At 66.6% G+C, this 20,032-nt stretch carries 17 protein-coding genes; 2 read left to right on the top strand and 15 right to left on the bottom strand.

All coding sequences use genetic code 11. The features are described from left to right. Window positions 1-80: 80 nt before the first annotated feature. The 7 genes from ACKVEX_RS00470 to ACKVEX_RS00440 all read right to left on the bottom strand — a co-directional run bounded on the left by ACKVEX_RS00470 (window position 81) and on the right by ACKVEX_RS00440 (window position 9,873). Window positions 81-3,200: an efflux RND transporter permease subunit gene (locus ACKVEX_RS00470; RefSeq protein ID WP_473213709.1), complete on the bottom strand. Its 3,120-nt coding sequence runs from the start codon at window positions 3,198-3,200 to the stop codon at window positions 81-83. 42 nt (window positions 3,201-3,242) lie between these two features. Further along, entirely contained in the window at window positions 3,243-4,358 is a 1,116-nt protein-coding gene (locus ACKVEX_RS00465; protein WP_473213708.1) for an efflux RND transporter periplasmic adaptor subunit, read from the bottom strand. Between the two features lie 34 nt (window positions 4,359-4,392). Continuing rightward, complete coding sequence (locus ACKVEX_RS00460; RefSeq protein WP_473213707.1) at window positions 4,393-5,103, bottom strand: TetR/AcrR family transcriptional regulator; 711 nt, start codon at window positions 5,101-5,103, stop codon at window positions 4,393-4,395. A 192-nt stretch (window positions 5,104-5,295) separates the two neighbouring features. Continuing rightward, on the bottom strand, window positions 5,296-6,117 hold the full coding sequence (locus tag ACKVEX_RS00455; RefSeq protein ID WP_473213706.1) for a Rossmann-like and DUF2520 domain-containing protein: 822 nt from the start codon (window positions 6,115-6,117) through the stop codon (window positions 5,296-5,298). Further along, entirely contained in the window at window positions 6,114-7,298 is a 1,185-nt protein-coding gene (locus ACKVEX_RS00450; protein ID WP_473213705.1) for a methyltransferase, read from the bottom strand. Before ACKVEX_RS00450 ends, ACKVEX_RS00455 begins: the two co-directional genes overlap by 4 nt. Then, window positions 7,295-7,951 (bottom strand): two-component system response regulator NarL, encoded by a 657-nt coding sequence (gene narL / locus ACKVEX_RS00445; protein ID WP_473213704.1) that lies wholly within the window; start codon window positions 7,949-7,951, stop codon window positions 7,295-7,297. The genes ACKVEX_RS00450 and narL overlap by 4 nt, the downstream gene beginning before the upstream one ends. After that, window positions 7,948-9,873, bottom strand: a complete 1,926-nt coding sequence (locus ACKVEX_RS00440; protein WP_473213703.1) for an ATP-binding protein — start codon at window positions 9,871-9,873, stop codon at window positions 7,948-7,950. Before ACKVEX_RS00440 ends, narL begins: the two co-directional genes overlap by 4 nt. Window positions 9,874-10,112: 239 nt before the next feature. Here ACKVEX_RS00440 and ACKVEX_RS00435 point away from each other — a divergent pair, with 239 nt between their 5' ends. Beyond that, window positions 10,113-10,802: a Crp/Fnr family transcriptional regulator gene (locus ACKVEX_RS00435; RefSeq protein WP_473213702.1), complete on the top strand. Its 690-nt coding sequence runs from the start codon at window positions 10,113-10,115 to the stop codon at window positions 10,800-10,802. An 89-nt stretch (window positions 10,803-10,891) separates the two neighbouring features. Here the strand turns inward: ACKVEX_RS00435 and ACKVEX_RS00430 are convergent, their stop codons facing one another. The 4 genes from ACKVEX_RS00430 to dksA all read right to left on the bottom strand — a co-directional run bounded on the left by ACKVEX_RS00430 (window position 10,892) and on the right by dksA (window position 14,252). Continuing rightward, window positions 10,892-12,364 carry an exonuclease domain-containing protein gene (locus tag ACKVEX_RS00430; protein WP_473213701.1) on the bottom strand — a complete coding sequence of 491 codons (1,473 nt, stop codon included), beginning with the start codon at window positions 12,362-12,364 and terminating at the stop codon, window positions 10,892-10,894. Between the two features lie 18 nt (window positions 12,365-12,382). Beyond that, window positions 12,383-12,571: a DUF3460 family protein gene (locus ACKVEX_RS00425; RefSeq protein ID WP_473213700.1), complete on the bottom strand. Its 189-nt coding sequence runs from the start codon at window positions 12,569-12,571 to the stop codon at window positions 12,383-12,385. 89 nt (window positions 12,572-12,660) lie between these two features. Continuing rightward, window positions 12,661-13,797 carry a CobW family GTP-binding protein gene (locus tag ACKVEX_RS00420; RefSeq protein WP_473213699.1) on the bottom strand — a complete coding sequence of 379 codons (1,137 nt, stop codon included), beginning with the start codon at window positions 13,795-13,797 and terminating at the stop codon, window positions 12,661-12,663. Window positions 13,798-13,814: 17 nt separating this feature from the next. Further along, a complete protein-coding gene (gene dksA, locus ACKVEX_RS00415) occupies window positions 13,815-14,252 on the bottom strand; it encodes an RNA polymerase-binding protein DksA (RefSeq protein WP_473213698.1) in 438 nt (145 codons plus the stop codon). A 273-nt stretch (window positions 14,253-14,525) separates the two neighbouring features. Between dksA and ACKVEX_RS00410 the strand changes: the two genes are divergently transcribed. Further along, a complete protein-coding gene (locus tag ACKVEX_RS00410) occupies window positions 14,526-15,002 on the top strand; it encodes a transcriptional repressor (protein ID WP_473213697.1) in 477 nt (158 codons plus the stop codon). Between the two features lie 85 nt (window positions 15,003-15,087). Here the strand turns inward: ACKVEX_RS00410 and ACKVEX_RS00405 are convergent, their stop codons facing one another. The 4 genes from ACKVEX_RS00405 to ACKVEX_RS00390 form a co-directional block, all read right to left on the bottom strand. Beyond that, window positions 15,088-15,891, bottom strand: coding sequence for an enoyl-CoA hydratase-related protein (locus tag ACKVEX_RS00405; RefSeq protein ID WP_473213696.1), 804 nt, complete (start codon window positions 15,889-15,891; stop codon window positions 15,088-15,090). A gap of 17 nt (window positions 15,892-15,908) precedes the next feature. Beyond that, on the bottom strand, window positions 15,909-18,089 hold the full coding sequence (locus ACKVEX_RS00400; protein ID WP_473213695.1) for an acetate--CoA ligase family protein: 2,181 nt from the start codon (window positions 18,087-18,089) through the stop codon (window positions 15,909-15,911). 3 nt (window positions 18,090-18,092) lie between these two features. Continuing rightward, window positions 18,093-18,878: an enoyl-CoA hydratase/isomerase family protein gene (locus ACKVEX_RS00395; RefSeq protein WP_473213694.1), complete on the bottom strand. Its 786-nt coding sequence runs from the start codon at window positions 18,876-18,878 to the stop codon at window positions 18,093-18,095. 167 nt (window positions 18,879-19,045) lie between these two features. Then, window positions 19,046-19,942 (bottom strand): LysR family transcriptional regulator, encoded by an 897-nt coding sequence (locus ACKVEX_RS00390; protein ID WP_473213693.1) that lies wholly within the window; start codon window positions 19,940-19,942, stop codon window positions 19,046-19,048. Between the last annotated feature and the right edge of the window lie 90 nt (window positions 19,943-20,032).

The raw sequence follows: 20,032 nt of genomic DNA, 5'->3' as shown, positions 1-20,032 counted from the left end.
TCGTCACGCTACACCTCTGCAACGGACTCACGCCGTGCGTGATACGCCGTGTGCCCATCGAAGTGCAATGAAGCCGTTGGTCATGAGCGCGCGGGCTCGGCCTGCGCCACGGGCGTGCCTGTCCCCGTGACGGCGGTTTTCGGGTTGCGTTCCGGCGACAGATACAGATACACCGCCGGCACCACGAACAGCGTGAACAGCGTGCCTATGGTCATGCCGGTCGCGATGACCAGACCCATCGCGTAGCGGGAGCCGGCGCCCGGGCCGCTGGCGACCAGCAGCGGGATCATCGCGAGCACGGTCGCGGCGGTGGTCATCAGGATCGGGCGCAGGCGGATACTGGCCGCCTGTTCGATCGCGTCGCGCTTGCTGCTACCTTCGGCCTGCAGCTGGTTGGCGAACTCGACGATCAGGATGCCGTGCTTCGCGATCAGGCCGATCAGCGTGACCAGGCCGACCTGGGTATAGATGTTCAGCGTCGCAAAGCCGAGGCTGACGAAGATCAGCGCGCCGGCGATCGACATCGGCACCGTCATCATGATCACCGCCGAGTCGCGGAAGGACTCGAACTGCGCGGCCAGCACCAGGTAGATCACGATCAGCGCGAAGAAGAAAGTCAGGATCAGCTGCTGGCCCTCGCTCTTGAACTGGCGCGACTGGCCGGAGTAATCGACGCTGTAGCCCGGTGGCAGCACCTCGTCGGCGATGCCTTCGAGTATCGCCAGCGCCTCGCCCAGCGTCACGCCGGGGCGCGGTACGCCGGACAGCGTGACGCTGTTCAGCTGCTGGAAGCGCTTCAACTGCTGCGGCTGCACCCTGTCCTCGAGCGTCACCAGCGTCGCCAGCGGCACCAGCTCGCCGGCGCGGTTGCGGGTATACAAGTCCTCGATCTGCTCCGGCGTCAGCCGTGCGGCGCGCTCCAGCTGCGGGATCACGCGATAGGAGCGGTTCTCCAGCGCGAAACGTCCGGCCTGTGCGCCGGCAAGCAGCGTGGAGATGTCGTTCGACAGCGTCTGCATGTCCACCCCCATCAGCGCGGCCTTTTCGCGATCGATGCGGATCTCGCTCTGCGGCCGGTCGATCTTGAGGTCTCCGTCGACGAAGATGAAGCGCCCGGTCGCCATCGCGCGGCCAAGGATCTCCTGCGCGACCTCCTGCAGGTTCTCGGCCGGCTCGGTGCTGCGGATCACGAACTCCACCGGCGCGCCGCCGCCTCCGCCGGGCAGCGACGGCGGCACCAGCGCGAACACGTTCAGGCCGGGGATCTGCTCCAGACGCGGCTGCAGTTCGGTCTCGAGAATGGTCTGCGTGGTCCGGGTGCGCTCGTCCCACGGCGCGAGCACGAAACCGGAGATCGCCTGGTTGGTCGCACCGACCCCGCCGCCACCCAGGCCGTTGAGCAGGAAGATGTTCGCCAGCTCCGGAATCTCGTCGCGATAGCGGTTGATCACCGCGGTATTGCGTTCGAGCTGGTCCAGCGTCGTCGAGGCGTCGGCCGATGCGATCGCGAGCACGAAACCCTGATCCTCGACCGGTTCGAGTTCGCTCGGGCTGGTCACGAACAGGAAATAGCACGACACCAGCACGATCAGGCCGAAGGTGAGCACCACCGCGCGGCTGTCCAGCGCGCCGTGCAGGCGGCGCTGGTAGCTTTGCTCCAGCGCGGTGAAGCGCCGGTCCAGCCAGCCCTCGAAGCCGCGCTTCGCGTCGCCGGAATGGGCCTTGAGCAGGCGCGACGCGAGCATCGGGCTCAGCGTCAGCGCGACCACGCCCGAGATCACCACCGACGCGGCGAGCGTGAACGCGAACTCCACGAACAGTGTGCCGGTGATGCCCTCGACGAAACCGATGGGCAGGAACACCGCGATCAGCGTCGTGGACATCGCGACGATCGGCCACGCCAGTTCGCGTGCGCCGCGGATTGCCGCGTCGAATGGCTTCATGCCGTCCTCGATATGGCGGTGAATGTTCTCGACGATGATGATCGCGTCGTCGACGACGATGCCGATCGCGAGCACCATCGCGAGCAGCGTCAGCAGGTTGATCGAGAAGCCCATCAGCAGCATCAGGAACAGCGTGCCGACCAGCGACAGCGGCATCGCCAGCGCCGGGATGATCACGCTGCGCACCGAGCCGAGGAACAGGTAGATCACCGCGACCACGATCACCAGCGCAAGCACGATGGTTTCGATCACCTCATTGATCGCGCTCTCGATGTATTCGGTGGAGTCATAGACGATGTCGCCGTCCAGCCCCTGCGGAAACTGCGGCTCGATCTGTTCGCGCCAGACCCGGCGCACGTCGGCGATGACGTCGAGCGCGTTCGCGTCCGGCGACACCTCGATGCCGATGAAGGTCGCCGACAGACCGTTGAAACTGACCGAGTTGTCGTAGTTCTCCGCACCCAGTTCGACCTCGGCGATGTCCATCAGACGCACGATGGCGCCGTTCTCGGCGCGCACCACCAGTTGCTCGAACTCGTCCGGCGTGGACAAATCGGTGGCCGCGGTGAGCTCGATGGTGACGCTCTGGCCCTTGGTGCGCCCGACCGCCGACAGTACGTTGTTGGCCTGCAGCGCCGCGAACACGTCCGATCCGGTCACGCCCATCGCCGCCATGCGCTCCGGATCCAGCCACACCCGCATCGCGAAGGTGCGGTCGCCCAGGATCACCGCGCGCTGCACGCCCGGAATCGTCGACAGCTGCGGTTCGACCACACGCACCAGATAATCGGTGATCTGGCTGTTGGTGAGGATCTCGGAGTAGAAGCTCATGTACATCGCCGCGATCGTCTCGCCGACCGACAGCGTGATGACTGGCTCCTCGGCCTCCTGCGGCAGCACCGAACGCACCTTGTTCACCTGCGCCGCGATCTGCGTCAGCGCCTCGTTCGGATCCGCATCCAGGCGCAGAAAGGCCTGGATGTTGCTGACGCCGGCGACGCTGGTCGACACCACGTAGTCGATGCCCTCAGCCGCGGCGACCTCGCGCTCGATCGGCGTCGTGACGAAACCCTGCATCAGGTCTGCATCGGCGCCGAAGTAGGTCGTCGACACGGTCACGACCGCGTTCTTGATCTCGGGAAACTGGCGCACGTTCAGGTCGACGGCCGCGCGCAGGCCGAGCAGGAAGATGAACAGGCTGACCACGATGGCCAGCACCGGCTTGTTGATGAATGTATCGGTGAATCGGATCTGCATGATGTCCCTTCCCGGCCAGGCGTCGCCGCCCGGCCGCCGAAATCAGGTATTGGCCGGACGCGGGTCCGGATCGGCGGTCGGCTGCACAGCCGGATCGTCGCTCACCGCGACCCGGGCCTGGTTGCGCAGCTTCAGCAGCCCGCTGGTCGCGATCCGCTCGCCGGGCTCCAGCCCCTCGACGATCTCGATCAGGTCACCGCGCCGCGCGCCGGTCTGCACGAAACGCTGGCTCACGCGCAGCGCGCCGTCCGCGTCCTCGCCGAGCACGAACACGATGTTTCCATAGGGATTGAAGCGGATCGCGCTTTGCGGCACGACGCTGACCGTTCGCGGCGCACCGGTCACGACCTGCACCCGGCCGAACATGCCGGGACGCAGACGTCCGTCAGTGTTCGGCAACTCGGCCTGCACCGCGAAACTGCGCGTGCTCTCGCGCACGCCCGGTTCGATCGCGATGATGCGCCCGTCGAAGCTGCCTTGCTCGGCATCCACGTAGGCGGTGACGGGCTGACCCTTTTCGAGCCGGGCGAGGTGGCGCTCGGACAAGGTGAAATCGATATGGATCGGATCGCTGGTTTGCAGCGACACCACCGGGTCGCCCGCGGCGAGATACTGGCCCAGGCTCACCCGGCGAATACCGATTTCGCCCGCGAACGGCGCGGTGATCGTCTTCTGCTGCAAGCGCGCACGCTGCTCGGCCACTGCGGCCACCGCCTGATCGAGCTCGCTCTGGCGCCGCGGCAGTTCCGCCTCCGGCAGGGTCCGCTGCTCGATCAGACGCTTGGCCCGCTCCAGTTCGACCCGCGCCAGCCGTTCGGTCGCCTCAAGGTTGCGCAGGCGCGCCTGATCGGTATCGGAATCCAGCACCAGCAGCGCGGCGCCCGCTTCGACGCTGCTGCCGCTGTCGAAACGGATCTCGCGCACGATGCCGGCGACCTCGGAGGTGAGCAGCGTGCCCTGCACCGCCGCGAAGGTGCCGACCGCTTCGAGGCGGTCGGTCCATTCGGTCTCGAGTACCTCGGTCGCGGTGATGCTTGCCACCGGTTCGGGCATGTTGTCGAAGAACGCGTCGATCTGGCCGCCGACGAAATACTTGAACCCGAAGACGCCGCCAAACAACACGCCGACGCCTATGAGCATGATCACCATGCGTTTCATGCAATGCCTCCGCAGGCCTCGTGAGCCTTGAACATCAGAATACTTCGGCCCGGACACGGGCCACCAGCGCATCGGTGGCCGCCTGGTCCGCCGGGTCGGCGAACGGCTTCCATCCCATGCCATTGAGATAGGTCTGAACCTGCCTGAACAGCAGGCGATCGACATCCTCGATGCCGAGTGCGTCGAACAGACCCTTGACCTGCTTCAGCGCGGTCATGCCCTCGCAGATGCTCCACGGCCCGATCGCGAGTTCCATGTCGGTCAGGCCGTCATGACTCAGGTCGCCGGCGGTGATCGCATCGCGGACGATCGCGGTCACGATCGTACCGACCGGATCGCTGCATGCGAGTGCCTGCTCGCGGCGCGCCTCGGACGTGTTCTCCCACACCGCCTGCGTATGCACATAGTGGACCAGCTTCATGTGCTCCGGATGACGACGCTTGAAGTCGAGGTCGCCGACGACGATCGCGAACATACGCTCGCGCGGTGTCGCGGCACGCCAGCTCGCGATCTGCCGAAACACGTCGATATGCGCTTCGAGTTGCCGGACCACCAACGCCAGCAGCAGATCCTCCTTGGAAGCAAAGTGCTGGTACAGCGTGCCGGTCGCGTAATCGCAGGCCTCGGCCAGCCGTGCCATCTGCAGGTTCAGGAAACCTTCGCCCTCGATGACCCCTTCGGCCGTCCTCAGAAACAGCGCCTCGCGCTCCTGAATCTCACGTTGTCGCCGTTCGCGCGTGCTCAACGAACCCACCTCCTATTAATCTAGGGTCGAATTTTGAACGTGATTCATTTTTTGCGCAAGCATCAAACCTGCATCTGGATTCGCAGGTCGCTCAAGGGCAATTGGACCATCACCGGCCAAGCACGAACCCGTTCGGGATGCAGTTCGCAGTCGCCGCAACGGGGCCCGGAATGCGAGAACCGCGTACCCCGCTCAACGCCGCTCGATGCCGGCGATCCGGTAGGCGAGCGCCGTCAGCGCATCGTAGGCCTTGCCGCTATCGGCGTCCCATGCCGACACGACGCGCGCTTGCGCCTCGACCACCGCATGATCGCCCCGCGCGGCGGGACCGGTCAGCGCGGCCGGGCCGCGCGCGAGAACGTTGTCGACTGCGTTGCGCGCCAGCGGTGCGAGCAGGCGCTCTGCGACCTGCTGGGGTACGCCGGCATCCAGATAGGCGCGCCGCGCCGCATCGACGATGACGACCATGAAGTTGGACGCGAACACCGACCCGGCGTGGTACAGCGGCTTGGACTGCGCGTCGACCGGAAAGCACTCGCCGCCGATCGCCGCGAACAGCGCGTGCAGTTCGGCGCGCAGGCGCGCCTCCCCTTCGACGCCGACCAGCACGCCGGCGAACTGCGCGATCGCGCACGCCGGGTCGGCGAAACTCAGCACCGGGTGGGCGCTCGCGGTGCGCGCACCCGCCCGGATAGCCGCAGCCAGCGCGGTCGACGCGGTGAAGCCACTCAGATGGAACACCGCGTCACCGTCGCGCAGCGCGCCGCTGCCTGAGAGTCGCTCCGCCGCAGCAACGATGGCACTGTCCGGCACGCCGAGCATCCAGAAATCGGCCGGCCGCATGTGCGCGAGCACATCCACCGGCTGGCCCGCACCGATGAAGGCGCAGGCCTCGACGGCACTCGCGGCCGAGCGGGTCAGCACGTCCTGCACCTGTAGCGAACCGCTGTGCGACCACAGTCGCGCAAGCGTTCTGGCCGCGCGGCCGCAACCGATGATGTTCAGCGTCTTCATCGGTCGCCACCTGCATGGCCGAGGCGCCACAGCGACGTGATCTCGGCCGAGCGGGCGGCATGCAGCGGGTCGTCCGGATCGGACGCGCGCGCATGCCTGGGCCGGATATCGACGCGTTCCAGCACCCGCAGGCCGGACGACGCGAACAACTCCAGCAATTCCGCGCGGGTGCGCAGGCCGAGGTGCTCGGCCAGATCGGACAGGATCAGCCAGCCCTCGCCCCCCGGTTCCAGATGTTCGCCGAGCCCGGCCAGGAAGCCGCGAAGCATGCGGCTGTCCGGGTCGTAGATCGCCCCTTCCAGCTTTGAAGTCGGCCGGGCCGGCAGCCACGGCGGATTGCACACCACCAGGTCGGCGCGACCGGGCGGAAACAGGTCCGCCTCGATCACCTCGACGCATGCGTCCAGACCGAGACGCCCGATATTGTCGCGTGCGCAGGCGAGCGCCCGGGCATCCTGATCGGTCGCGACGACCCGCTGCACCCCACGCCGCGCGAGTACCGCGGCAAGCACGCCGGTACCGGTGCCGATGTCGAATGCGAGGCGCACCGTCGGCAGCGGCGCCTGCGCGACCAGATCGACATACTCGCCGCGCACCGGCGAAAACACACCGTAGTGCGGATGGATGTGCGCATCCAGCGCCGGAATCGCCACGCCCTTCTTGCGCCATTCATGGGCGCCGATCAGGCCCTGCAGTTCGCGCAGCGACATCACGCACGGCCCGGTCGACCGACCATAGGCCTCGCTGCAGGCATCGCGCACATCCGGCGCACGACGCAGTGGAATCACGTAGTCGTCGTCGAACGGAATCAGCACGCAGCCAAGGATGCGCGCGCGCTGGGACTGGGCCATGCGATAGCGGTTGAACGCGTCGACCGGGTCGGGCGGCGTCGCGACGTCGTTCGACCCGCGTCGCCCGCGCGATCTGCCAGCACGCGCCCCACCGGAGGCGCTGCGCCCGATGCGTCGTGCGATCGCCTGCAGCAGCAGCCGCGCATTCTGAAAGTCGCCGCGCCACAGCAGCGCCGTGCCTTCGCAGGCGAGACGATAGGCCGTATCGGCCGGCATCGTGTCGTCGGCCGGTACGAGTCGGCGCGGCGCTGGCAGGTCGTTGCCCGAGTGCCAGCGCATCGAATGCGCCGCACCGGCCTCCTCCCAGTTCAGCATCGGCAACCCGCTCATGACCGCCCCCCGCGTGCATGCTCGACCGCCCACACCGCCGCCTCGACCCGGGAGCGCAGGTTGAGCTTGCGCAGGATGTGCTTCACATGAACCTTGACCGTTCCCTCGGCGATATCGAGCTCGCGCGCGATCAGCTTGTTGGACAATCCGCCGGCGATGCGCTCGAGGATGCGCTGCTCCTGTTCGGTCAGACCGGCCTCGGATGGGTTGTCGGGGCGCGTATCCTTGCGCAGCGCGGCCGCCATCAGATGAGTCAGCGCATCCGACACGACGATGCGACCGGCGGCGGCCGATTTCAGCGCGTCGATCATGGCCTCCGGCTCCATGTCCTTGAGCAGGTAACCGTCAGCGCCGGCGCGCAGCGCCGCGACCAGGTCCTCGGCCGCATCCGACACGGTGACCATGACCACGCGGGTATCCAGGTCGGCCTGTCTGATCTGCCTGAGCACGTCCAGGCCGGACATCTCCTTCATGTTCAGGTCGAGCAGCAACAGATCCGGCCTGTAGCGCAGCACGCAGGCCAGACCCTCGCTGCCGCTGGCCGCCTCCGCGACCAGCTCGAACTCGCTCACGTTGCGCAACAACTGGGCCAGGCCCTTGCGGAACAGGGGATGATCGTCGATGACGACGACCGTCTGGGTTGCGTCGTTCATGTCAGGGTGATCACGCTCTGGGCCGGTTGCACGTCCGCCTCGGTGCGCGGCAGGAACACCACCTCGACCCGGGTGCCGCCGCCGGGACGCGTGCCGATCTGCAGGTGGCCGCCCAGACTGCGCGTGCGCTCGCTCATGATGGTCAGTCCGTAATGATGCAGCGCCGACTCCGGCGCACGCCCGATGCCCCTGCCATCGTCGTCGATGAAGACAGACACCTCGCCGCGCTCATCGTGCGACAGGGTAACCGATATCCGGCGGGCGCCGGCATGCCGGGTCGCATTCGACAAGGCCTCGCGAACGATATGCAACACATGGATCTCCTGGTTCGGTCCGAGATTGCAGCCGCCCAGATTGACGTCCAGATCGACCGGAATGCCGCTTCGACCGGCGAACTCGTCGGCGGTCGCCCGCAGCAGCCGATTGAAGTCGCCCTCGATCTGCAGCCGGAAGCTGGACAGCAGCTCGCGCAGCTGGCGATACGCAGAGTTGATGCCCTCGCGCAGGTCCGCCAGAACCGCCGCGGCCTTGTCGTCACGTCCCGGTTCGGCCAGCATCGGCGCCAGCAGGCTGACCTGGATCTTCATGTAGGACAGCGACTGCGCGAGCGAGTCGTGCAGTTCGCGCGCGATCACCGAACGCTCCTCCTGCAGTGCGAGCAGCCGCTCGCGCTCGGTCTGACGCGTGATGCCGAGCGCAACGCCCATGTGCCGGGACAGCGCCTCGATCAGCGTCGTCTGCCACGGTTCCAGCCGCTGCCCCGGCTCCAGCGCGAGCCGAAGCATGCCGTAGACATGCTCCGAATCACGCAGCGGCACCATCAGTTCGTCCTGTTGGCCGACGCTGCGATAACGCCAGGGCTCGCTGCGACCGGGACAATCCAGACACACCGCATCGCGATCGCGGCCGGGTCCGGCGCAGTCGCTCATGCCGGAAAAGAGCACGGTCGCCGAGCCGCCATGTTTGGACTGAACGCACGCGAAGCTGCCCTTCAGGCCGAGTGCACGCTCGATGTCGTTCAGTGTCTCCGCGTAGGACTCGGGGCTGGCCGGCGCATGGTAGAGGCGCGAGATCACGTGATAGAGCAGTTCCAGCGAGCGATTGCTGCGACGCAGGTCGGCGGTCTTGCGCTCGACCCTGCGCTCGAGGTCCTGATACGCGGATGACAGCTCGGAAGCCATCATGTTGAAGGCCTCCCCCAGTTGTCCGAGCTCGTCGCGGCCGGTATAAGCGCTTCGGGTCGAGAAATCACGGCGGGCGATCCTGCCGGCCGCGGCACGCAGGTCCGCAAGCGGCAGCAACACCCATCGCCTGATCAGCAGAAACGATGCCAGCACGACCGCCCCGGTCGCGAACAGTGCAACCGCGAGAATGGTGCTGAGTTGCCGGATGCGCGACTCGGTCTCGTGCTCGAGCACGGCGACCAGGGCATCGAGCTGATCGACGTACGCATCGACCTCGGCCAGCACCGCGTCGTAATCGCGCGCCGCCACGCCCACCTGCTCACGCTGCTCGACCAGCGCCCGCAAGCGTGGCGCGAGGCGCTCGTGCCAGTGGGCGGCCACCCCGCGATAGATCGCTTCGGGCACGCTCCCGCTCTGACGGTTGACCACCTGCGTCAGCGCCGGATGCACCAGCGTGGAGTCGAACTCTTCGATCGCGGCCTCTACGTCAGGCTGCCCGATACTACCCTCCAGCGTTTCGGCGACCACCAGCGCGCTGACCCGATGGGTCAGCCGCCGCAGGCTGCCGGCGACGTTGATCGCGCTGCCACTGCCCTGCACCGACTCGGCCACCACCACCGAGGCGCTCATGCCGACCACGCCGATCAGCGTGACCGCCATGAACATCGCACCCAGCAACAGCAGGATCGCGCGACTCGCCAGAAAATCGCTCAGGCGCCTCAGCCCACCCAGATTCATCGTGAATCTCCGCAACACACCCTGTTCGTGGGGATACCTCTTCATCCCCACATCGTCCACCCGAAATCGGATCGAACGCACGATCTCATGATAATCAACAATTTGACAAATACTACCCGTACCTCGGAAGAGGTATTCGGCTCGCTACTCCCTGCGCTACCCCCTGTTCAAACGCGCCGTGCACCGACCTAGACTCGTTTCCAACAACAAGTCGAAGATGCTGGACCGGAGAAGACACCATGACCGCCGAACCGCTGAGCTTCATCACCGAAACCCTCCTCGCTTTCGAACCCTTCGGCATGGTCGAGCGCCCTGCCCTCGACATTCTCGCCCAGGGCGCGCGCATCCGTCGCCTCGACGGCGGCAGTACGTTGATCAATCGGGGCGACCGTCCGGAAGGCATGTTCATCGTCGCACGCGGGGAGCTCAAGCTGTTCCTGACTTCCAGCACCGGCACGGAGCGCATCGTGCGGATCGCCCGACGCGGCGACACCTTCTGCGAGGAGAGCGTGTTCAGCGACAAGGCGCAGATCCTGTCGGCACAGATGCTTAGAGACGGCATCGTGATCTTCCTGCCGCAGCGCTTGCTGCAGTTGGCGCTGGCCGCCGATGCGGGACTGGCCCGCGCGTTGATGAGACGCATGTCGGAGCGAATATGCGAACTCGTCAGCGACATGGAATTGTGCGAACAGCGCAATGGAGCCCAACGGGTCGCGCACTATCTGGTCAAGCATGCCGACCAAGCCAGCGAGGCGATCGAAGTCCGGCTCTCCACCAGCAAGCAGACCATCGCGTCGCAGCTGAACATGACCCCGGAAAGCTTCTCAAGGGTACTGAACCGCTTCACACGTGAGGGTTTCATCGCGCAGCGCGGCCATCGCGCGATCCGGCTGACCGATTACTCGGGCCTGCAGAGCCTGGCCGCCTGACGGGTGCCGGATCCGGCAACGGGGTACGCCCCGTCAGGGGAAGGTTTCTAAGCAAACCTGCTGAACCCGTCCCCACCCCAACCCTCACCTTAAAGGTGAGGGGGTTGGCAGGTCCCGGCAGTGCGTTGATCACCACCTGAATGGGAACCAGCCCGGCCGGCGATTTCACGAACCTTGTCACGGTGTGCGTCGCTGGTCAGCCAGCGCTGCAGTATCCGGTACGTGTCCAGATCGAAACGTCGCGGCGGTCGGTCTGCGCACAGTTCGGCGAGGGCGGCATCATCGGCCGCGCTGCCCAAATGGCACCACTGGTCGAATAGATGATGTGCGCATAGATCGGCGTGTTCAGAACGTTCGGTCACCACCACCGCGCCCGGCCACGGCCACGGCTTGAGCCCGACCGACGCGAGCGCACCGAGCAGGCGCGCATCATGGGCCTCGATGCTCTCCTTGCCCACGCACACACCGGCACAGCGCTTGTTCTGGTAGGCGACGCATGCGCCCCTGCCGGCAGGTTCGATGCCGAGGCGGCGCGGACACAAGCGATAGAAGTTCACGAGTTCGCGCAACAGGTGCTCGGCTTCCTTGCGGGACCGGAAGGTGCCATGCACGTCCTGCCAGTCGGTCGGATCGGTGCCATCGAGCTTCACCCGCTGCAACACCGACGCGTTGCGCCGGCTCGCCAGCAGCCGCAGGCCGAACACTTCGCCGGGCGGGGACGGAGGACGATTGTGCGGCGGACGCAGCGCGCGGATCAGTTCGGCTTCGCGCAACAGCGCGGTCAGCTCGCCTGCTGTCTCCTCCCATTCCAGCCGGCGCACCCGGGCTGCGAGCTCGGCATCCTTGCCCTTGCGCTTGCTGGTCGAGAAGTGCTCGGTGACGCGCGCGCGCAGGTTCGCGCCCCGCCCCACGAACAGCAGCGTGTCGTTCTCGCCGAAGAAGCTGTACACGCCCGGCCATTCGGGCAGCCCCTCGAGCACGCCATCCGGCAGGGCGGGCGGGCGGGCCGCGAATTTCATCGCGCGCTCGACCGCCCGTGACAGCACGTCGGCCGAAAAACGCTCCCGGATCATGTGCGAGAACTGCCACAGAACCTCGACATCGCCCATCGCCCGATGACGCGCATCGCAGACGAAGCCGTGCCGCTCGATCAGCGCATCGAGACCATGGCGATGATGTTCGGGATGCAGCGCACGCGACAGCTTGACGGTGCATAGCACCGGCGCCTCGAAATCCTGCCCAAGGCGGGCATAGGCATTGCGGATGAAGCCGTAGTCGAAGCGCGCATTGTGGGCGACGAACACCGCGCCGGCGAGCAGTCCGCACACCGTGTCGGCCAGCTCGGCGAACCGGGGTGCGGTCGCGACCATGTCATCGGTGATACCGATGATGCGCTGGATGAAGGGCGGAATGCCGCAGCCGGGATTGACCAGGCTCTGCCAGCGCGCCACCACTTCGCCACCCTCTATGCGCAGCAGCGCGATCTCGGTGATCCGGTCGCTGACCGGGTTCGCCCCGGTGGTCTCCAGGTCGATCAGGACATGCGGATCAGGCAGCGACACCAGAACGGTCCGTCACCCTCAGTGGGTGGGGTCGTAGTAATAGGGCTTGGTCGGCACGCTCGCCTGACGATAGCGCCGCGTCTGCTCGACCTCCTGCGGCTTGTCCCACCACAGCGCGCGTCCCTTCTTCTGCTCTTCGACTTCCTCTGGATGGTTCTCCAGCCATTCGCGCATGAACTTGGTGTGCTCGGATTCGTATATGGCCATGGTTCGCTTTCTCCTTTAGACGCGAATTGTACGGCTCAATCGATGTCACGAACAACGCGACGCTGACCGCCGGCACGGCTGCATCCGGCTCACGCTGGCCGATCGGCGTCGTCAGGCGGCTGCGGCGCCTGCCCGCTCAGGCTGCCGATGATGCTCTCGACTTCCTGGCGGGGGAGATCGCGCACGATGAAGACCAGCCGGCTCCTGCGGTCGTCATACGGCGGCTCGGTCGGCCAGGCGGGCAGGCTGGTCGGCGGATAGGCGACATGTTGCACGCACTGCACCACCCGCGGAAGTGGATCGTTCGCGACATTGAGCAGCCCCTTCACGCGCAGAATGCGCTCGCCGTGGACCTGCAGAAGCAGGCCCAGCCCATCCGCGAACCCCAGCCAGTCGAGCGGCTGATCGAAGGTCAGCACATAGCTGGTGACCGCATCGTCATGACGAGAGGCCACGGCTGCCGGGGCTTGCGATTGCGCCCCGCCCGGCTTGCGCCAGGCAGCGGGCCCCGAAACCGCGGGAGTACGCGCCGCCTGCGCGCGCGCGGCTTCATCGCCCAGCCAGCGCGCGACATCCGGAAGCTTGCCGGCGGTTTCGTACAGCCCGCAGCCGTCGAACACGGCGGGTGGGACTTCGCCGCGGAAGACCTCGATGCGCTCGGCGCCCGGATTCAGCTCCGCCAGGCGATCGGCGAGCGTCACCCGTGTCGAGAAATCCGCGAGGTCGCATTTCGTGATCAGCAGCCGGTCGGCCATCGCGACCTGGCGCAAGGCCTCGGGGTAGGTAACGAGCTGGTCGCCGGCATGGGTCGCATCGACCGCGGTGATCACGCCGTCGATGCGGTAGCGGTCGGCGATGAACGCATCCTGCATCAGGGTGTGGATGACCGGCGCCGGGTCGGCGAGGCCGGTCGTCTCGATCACGACCCGGTCGATCGGACCGATCTCGCGCCTGAGCGCACGCTGGAACAAGCCCTTTAGCGCCTTGACCAGGTCGCCCTGCACGCTGCAGCAGATGCAGCCGGAATCGAGCACCACCAGCGTCTCGTCTACCTTCTCGACCAGATGGTGGTCGACGCCGACCTCGCCGAACTCGTTGATCAGCACCGCGCTGCGCGCCATCTCCGGACACGCGAGCAGATGGTTGAGCAGCGTGGTCTTGCCCGCGCCGAGGAACCCGGTCAGCACGATGACCGGGATACGTCGGTCGCCACCCGGCGCCTGCATGGACCCTGGCCCGCCGCTCAGCCGCGCGACACGCGTTCGATCGCTTCGTGACGTTCCTGCGCTTCCACGCTCAGCGTCGCGGTCGGACGCACGAGCAGACGCGCAATCCCGATCGGCTCACCGGTCTCGTCACACCAGCCATAGTTGCCCTCGGCGATTCGGGCCAGCGCCTGGTCGATTTTCTTCATCATCTTGCGCTCACGGTCGCGCACGCGCAGCTCCAGTGCGTGCTCTTCCTCGATCGTCGCGCGGTCGGTCCAGTCCGGGATCGCCTCGTTGTCCTGCAGATGCGCCGTCGTCTGGCGCGCCGCGTCCAGCAGGGCGTGCTTCTCGGCTAGCAGCAGCGCGCGGAAGAAATCAAGCTGGGCGTCGGACATGTATTCGTCCTCGGGTGCTGCCAGCAGGGCCTCCCGGGTCAGCGTGTGCACCCTCCCGGTCGTGGCGTCGGTCATCATCTTCCTCATCCTTGCTTTTGTCGAACGGGCCGGACGATACACCAATCCGGCCCGGGGGTGGACGCCGATCGGTGCGGCCGGGACATGCCCGATCGGCGGCGTCCCATCGCGGACCGCCTGCGCGGCATGCGCTTCGGCGCATTCGTCGCCCGGCTGCTGGAACACCGCCGACAGCGGCGATGATGAGGTAGCATGTTCACCCATCCATGGCGCCGGGCACGGCCCGACCGGCCGCCACACGCGCCGCCACTTACACACGCAGCCACGAGCTCGATGCCCGACCTGTCCGACGTTTCGTCCGCGGAAGAAAGCCGCTTTCTCGATCATGCAGCCGCGTTGTGCAAGACGCGGGGCAGCAGCCTGACCCCGATCAGACGGCAGGTGCTCGCGCTGCTCAGGCGCGAGCCAGGCGGCCTGAAGGCATACGATCTGCTCGACCAGATCAGACGGGCCCATCCCTCGGCCACACCCCCGACCGTCTATCGCGCGCTGGACTTCCTGATCGATCAGGGGCTGGCGCACAAGATCGGGCGCATCAACCACTTCGTCGCGTGCAACCACGACGGTCACGACCAGGCCGGCCTCTTCCTCGTGTGTCCGGGTTGCGGCCGGGTCACCGAACTGCACGACGACGTCGCGCTGGCGGCGCTGGCGCGCAGCCTCGAAGCTGCCGGCCACACACTGGCCGGCAGCGAGATCGAACTCAGCGCGATCTGCCACGACTGCGACCGCAGGGCCCGCCCGGGCTGAAGCGACACTCACCGCGCCCGCGCAAACGGTGCGGGCCAGGACCCTCGGACGCACACCGGCCGAAAGGAACGCGCGCGCCGGGGACTCACTTGTCCAGCATGCGCCGGACCGCCGCGAGGTGTTCGGGTTCGTTGTGACACATGCCCTGGAAGGCGGCGCACAGGTCCAGGAAGTCCTTGAGCTCCATGCGCTGGGCCATCTTCATCAGACGCTTGGTCAGGCGCAGGGCCTTGGGCGGCTGGGCGGCAAAACGGGCCGCGATGTCGTGTGCCCGGCTCATCAGCTGATCCGGTTCGACCACGTCGAGCACCAGCCCGAGTCGCTTTGCCTCGTCGGCCCCGACGATGCGCCCGGACAGCGTCATCTCGAAGGCCTGCTGGTAGCCGATGAGGCGCTGCATGAACCACGCCCCCCCGTCGCCCGGGATGATGCCCAGGTTCAGGAAGGTTTCGCCGAATTTCGCTTTCGTCGAAGCGATGCGGATGTCGGCCATGTTGGCCAGATCGAACCCGGCCCCGACCGCGGGACCATTGACCGCCGCGATGATCGGCACCTCGACCTGCTGCAAGGCCAGCGGGATGCGCTGGATGCCACGCCGGTAGCGGGTCGCGACCTCGGCCACGTCGCCGGCGAAGTCGCCGCCACGCTCGGCCATGTCCTTCACGTTGCCGCCGGACGAGAACGCCGAGCCGGCGCCGGTCATGACCAGCACCGACACGTCGTCGCAGCGGTTGACCCAGTCGGCCACCGCGATGATGTCCTCGATCAGGCCGGTACCGGTCAGCGCATTGCGCACGTCATCGCGGTTCAGCGTCAGCGTCGCGACCCGCGCGTCGAGCTGCAGCACGGCGTCGGTCAGCACGGGGGGAGGCACGGCAGGTGCATTCATGGCTTTGTTCTCTGCGCTCACAACACGCTGCGGTTGGTGATGATGCGGGCGTCGACCACCGCATAGCCGTCCGGATACGCGATCACCGGATTCAGATCGAGTTCGGACAACTGCGGATACGCGCTGACGATGCTCGACACGGCCAGCAGCAGATCGACCAGGCTGGCCTTGTCAACCGCCGCCTCACCGCGCACGCCGGCGAGTATCTTGCGGCCCTTGAGCTGATCGACCATGGCCTCCGCGTCGTGGCGCGACAGCGGAATCGCGCGAAACGCGACATCCTCGAGAATCTCGACGAAGATACCGCCCAGACCGAACATCAGCACCGGCCCGAAGATCGGATCGCGCACCACACCGACGATGACCTCGGTACCTTTCCTGGCCATCGGCGCGACCAGCACGCCGCGGATGTCGGCATTCGGATCGTAGGCGCGGCAACTCGTCATGATCTGGTCGAAGGCCTCGCGCATCGCGGCCTCGCCGACCAGATTGAGCTTCACGCCGCCGGCGTCCGACTTGTGCAGGATGTCCTTGGACACCACCTTCATCGCGAACGGCTGCTCCCCGAGCCCGGACGCGATCTCGGCGAGTTCGTCCGCACTGTGGGCCACGCGCTCCGGCGCGACCGCCACGCCATGCGCACGCAGCAGCGCCTTGGCTTCGAACTCGAACAGGTCGCGCCCTTCGTGCTGCGCGCGCGCGAACATCGCCAGCATGTCGTCGTTCGGCGTGACCCCTGCCTGCAACGGCTGCCCGTGCTGATGCTGCAGGTAGATCCCGCGTTCACTCAAAGCCTGCAACACCTTGACCGCGTGTTCGATCGATGCGTAAACGGGCAGACCGGCCTCGTGCAGGCGCCGCAGCGGGGGGGGCTTGACCGGCGCATAGAGGCTGTAGACCACCAGCGGCTTGCCCACCCGGCGCGCAAGCTCGATCATCGTCTCGGCTGCGCGCATCTCGCCGCCCAGCAGCGATTCGGCGAAGCGGGTGTGGTAGCCGCCAAACATGCCGACCAGAAAGACCGCATCGACGCCGTCGTCCTCGGCGACGATCTCCATGCACTGCGCCAGCACTTCCGGATTCGTGTCCGAGGTTCCGGCCACATCGACCGGGTTGGCCAGTGAAGCCTGCGCGAACAGGATGGCCGCCAGACGCTTGCGGGTGGCCTCCGACAGCTCGGCCAGCGCCAACCCGGCCTCGGACAGCCGGTCGGACGTGATCGTCGCCTGGCCGCCGCCATCGGCGATGATCGCGATGCGCTTGCCGCGCGCCTTCTGCATCAGCGCGAGGCCTTCGGCCACCGGCAGGATCTGGTCGGAATGGCGCACCACGCTCACCCCCACCTGCTTCAGCAGATCCACCGTCATCTCGTAGCTGCCGGCGAGCGCGCCGGTATGCGAGCTGGCCGCCTTCTTGCCAAGCTCGGTGGCACCGGACTTGTAGACCACCACCGGCTTGATCGGCGTGATCGCGCGCGCGACCTGCAGGAAGCGCTGGCCGTCGCGGAAACCTTCCACGTACAGCGTCGCGACCCGCGTATTCGGATCCTCGCCGAGGTAACAAAGATAGTCATTGAATCCGATGTCGGTCTGGTTCCCTGGACCGACATAGGTCGAGAAGCCGACATGACCGTTGTATTCGGCCTCGAGCACCAGCGCCAGCAGCATGTTGCCCGACTGCGAGATGAAGCCGATGTCACCGGGTTTGACATTGCCCAGATCGAGCAGATTGACCCGCTTGTGCATGTTGAACATGCCCGACGTGTTCGGGCCGATGATCCGGACACCCCCCGCACGCGCGGCCTTGAGCACCTCCTGCTCCAGCTTCGCGCCCTCGGCGCCGGTCTCGCGGAAACCGGCGGCGAGGATCACCGCGCCCTTGACCCCCTTGCGGCCGCACTCGAGCATGATACCGGGTAGCGTCGCCGCCGGCGTGCAGATCAACGCCAGGTCGACCGGACCCGGAATATCGTCGAGTGCGGCGAAGGTGGGCACGCCGAGGATCTCGGGCACCTTGGGGTTGAGCGGGTAGATCTTGCCCGGGTAGTGACCCTTGATCAGCCCGACCATGGCCTTGTAGCCGCGCTTGGTCGGATCGGCCGAAGCGCCGATGATCGCGATCGCGTCCGGCGCGAGAAAGGCGTGCAGCGGGCTCTTGCGCGGCATTTCGGTCACGTGTTGGCTTTGCTGGTCGGTCATCTGTCATTCCCCCCTGAAAACCGGCGAGCGCTTTTCGGCGAAGGCGTCCACCCCTTCCTGCCAGTCGCGCGTGGTACCGACGAAGGTCATGCCTTCGAGCTCGGCGATCAGGCAGGCATCCAATGTGCGCTCGGCCGACATGTTGAGCTGCTCCTTGGCGAGCTGCATGGACAGCGGCGCCTTGCTCGCGACCCTCGCCGCGAACGCGCGCGCCGCGTCGAGGAAGCCCTCATCCGCGAGCACGCGGTTCGCGAGGCCGATGCGCACTGCCTCCTCGCCCTTGATGCGTTCGCCGAGGAACACCAGTTCGCGGGCCTTGGCCAGCCCGACCAGGCGCGGCAGCAGCCAGGTCACGCCGCCACCCAGGAAATTGCCGATGCTGATCTCGGGCAGACCGATCTGCGCGCTCTCGGCCATCAGCAGGAAGTCCGAGGCCAGTGCGACTTCGGCACCGGCGCCCAGCGCGAAGCCGTTGACCGCGGCGACCACCGGCTTCCTCATCTGCAGCAGCCGCTTGCACACGGTCTGTTCGCCCTGCAGGTACTGGCGCCGGTCGTAGGCGGTACGCGTGGCGGCCTTGTGCTCCTTCAGGTCGGCGCCCACGCAGAACGCGCGCCCCTCCCCGGTCAACAGCACGACCCGCAGGTCGCGGTCGGCCTCGGCCGCGCTCAGTGCGGCGTTCAGTTCGTCATAGAGCTGCTGGGTGACCGCATTCAGGCGATGCGGACGATTGAGCCGGATCTCGGCCATGCCATTGCTGGCGTGATAAATGATGGTCTCGTATGGCATGAGGAACGCTCTCCTGTCGGGGTTCTGGGATGGAGCGGCTACGAGTCATTGTGGCCCAGGCGGAAGCGGGTTACCAGTCCGCACGACCCCGCAGTGCACCATAGCAAGGCACCCGAACGGCCCATCTGAGAACGCACGCACGCGCCGAACGGCGCCGGATCGTAGCCTCAGGAGCTGCCGCCACCCAAGCGCGCCGCGGACAGGAAGTCGATCAGCGCGCGCACACGGTGCGGCACATGACGATTGCTCGGCAATACCGCATAGATTCCGAGCTCGGGTGGCGCGAAGTCTTCGAGAATGCACGCCACCCGGCCGGACGCCAGATCGGACTCCGCAATGAAATCCGGTTGGACCGAGATGCCCAGGCCCCGGCCCGTGGCGGACATCAGCGCGTCGCCATTGTTCGCATTGATGCGGCAACGTACGTTGAAGTGCTCCGCGCGGCCATTCACGGTGAAGGTCCAGGTCTGCGACGACGCGCGCGACGAATAGCCGAGGCAGTCGTGCTGCGCGAGTTCGTCCGGATGGCCGGGGCGGCCGCGCCGCGCGAGATACTCGGGCGACGCAAGCACCCGCAGCCGGCAGGTGCCCAGCTTGCGCACCACGTCCCCGGGTTCGAGTCGCGACGTGATCCGGATCGACAGATCGAACCCCTCCTCGATCAGATTCACGACACGGTCGGAGTAATCCATGTCCAGGCCGACCTCCGGGTATTTCTGCGAGAAGTCGAGCAGCAGTGGCGCAAGCCGGCGAAGACCGAAACTGAGCGGAAGACCGACGCGAATTCGCCCGCGCGGCATCGCGCGCTCGTGCGCGACGTCCTCCTCGGCCACGTCCACCAGATTGAGGATGACCCGGCAGCGTTCCAGATAGGCGGTGCCGGCCGAGGTCAGCGTCAGTCGTCGCGTGCTGCGCCCCATCAGCTTGACGCCCAGGTGGGCCTCCAGCGCAGCGATCTTGCGGGTCACGACCGAACGGGCCACGCCGAATTGCTGCGCGACCGCCGAGAAACTGCCCGATTCGGCCACCCGGACGAAGAGCTGCATTGCATCCAATCGATCCATTGTTGCTTTCCTGGCAACTATGAATTGCAGATTGTGCGGTATTTCGACACGAACTTGAAGTCTATAGTCAAGCCATAGCCTGACCAACGA

It is taken from the genome of Denitraticella aggregata, assembly GCF_048158365.1.
Classification (GTDB): Bacteria; Pseudomonadota; Gammaproteobacteria; order Burkholderiales; family Rhodocyclaceae; genus Azoarcus_F.
The sequence above is the reverse complement of the archived record's forward strand: the minus strand, read 5'-3'. Positions and strand labels throughout refer to the sequence as shown.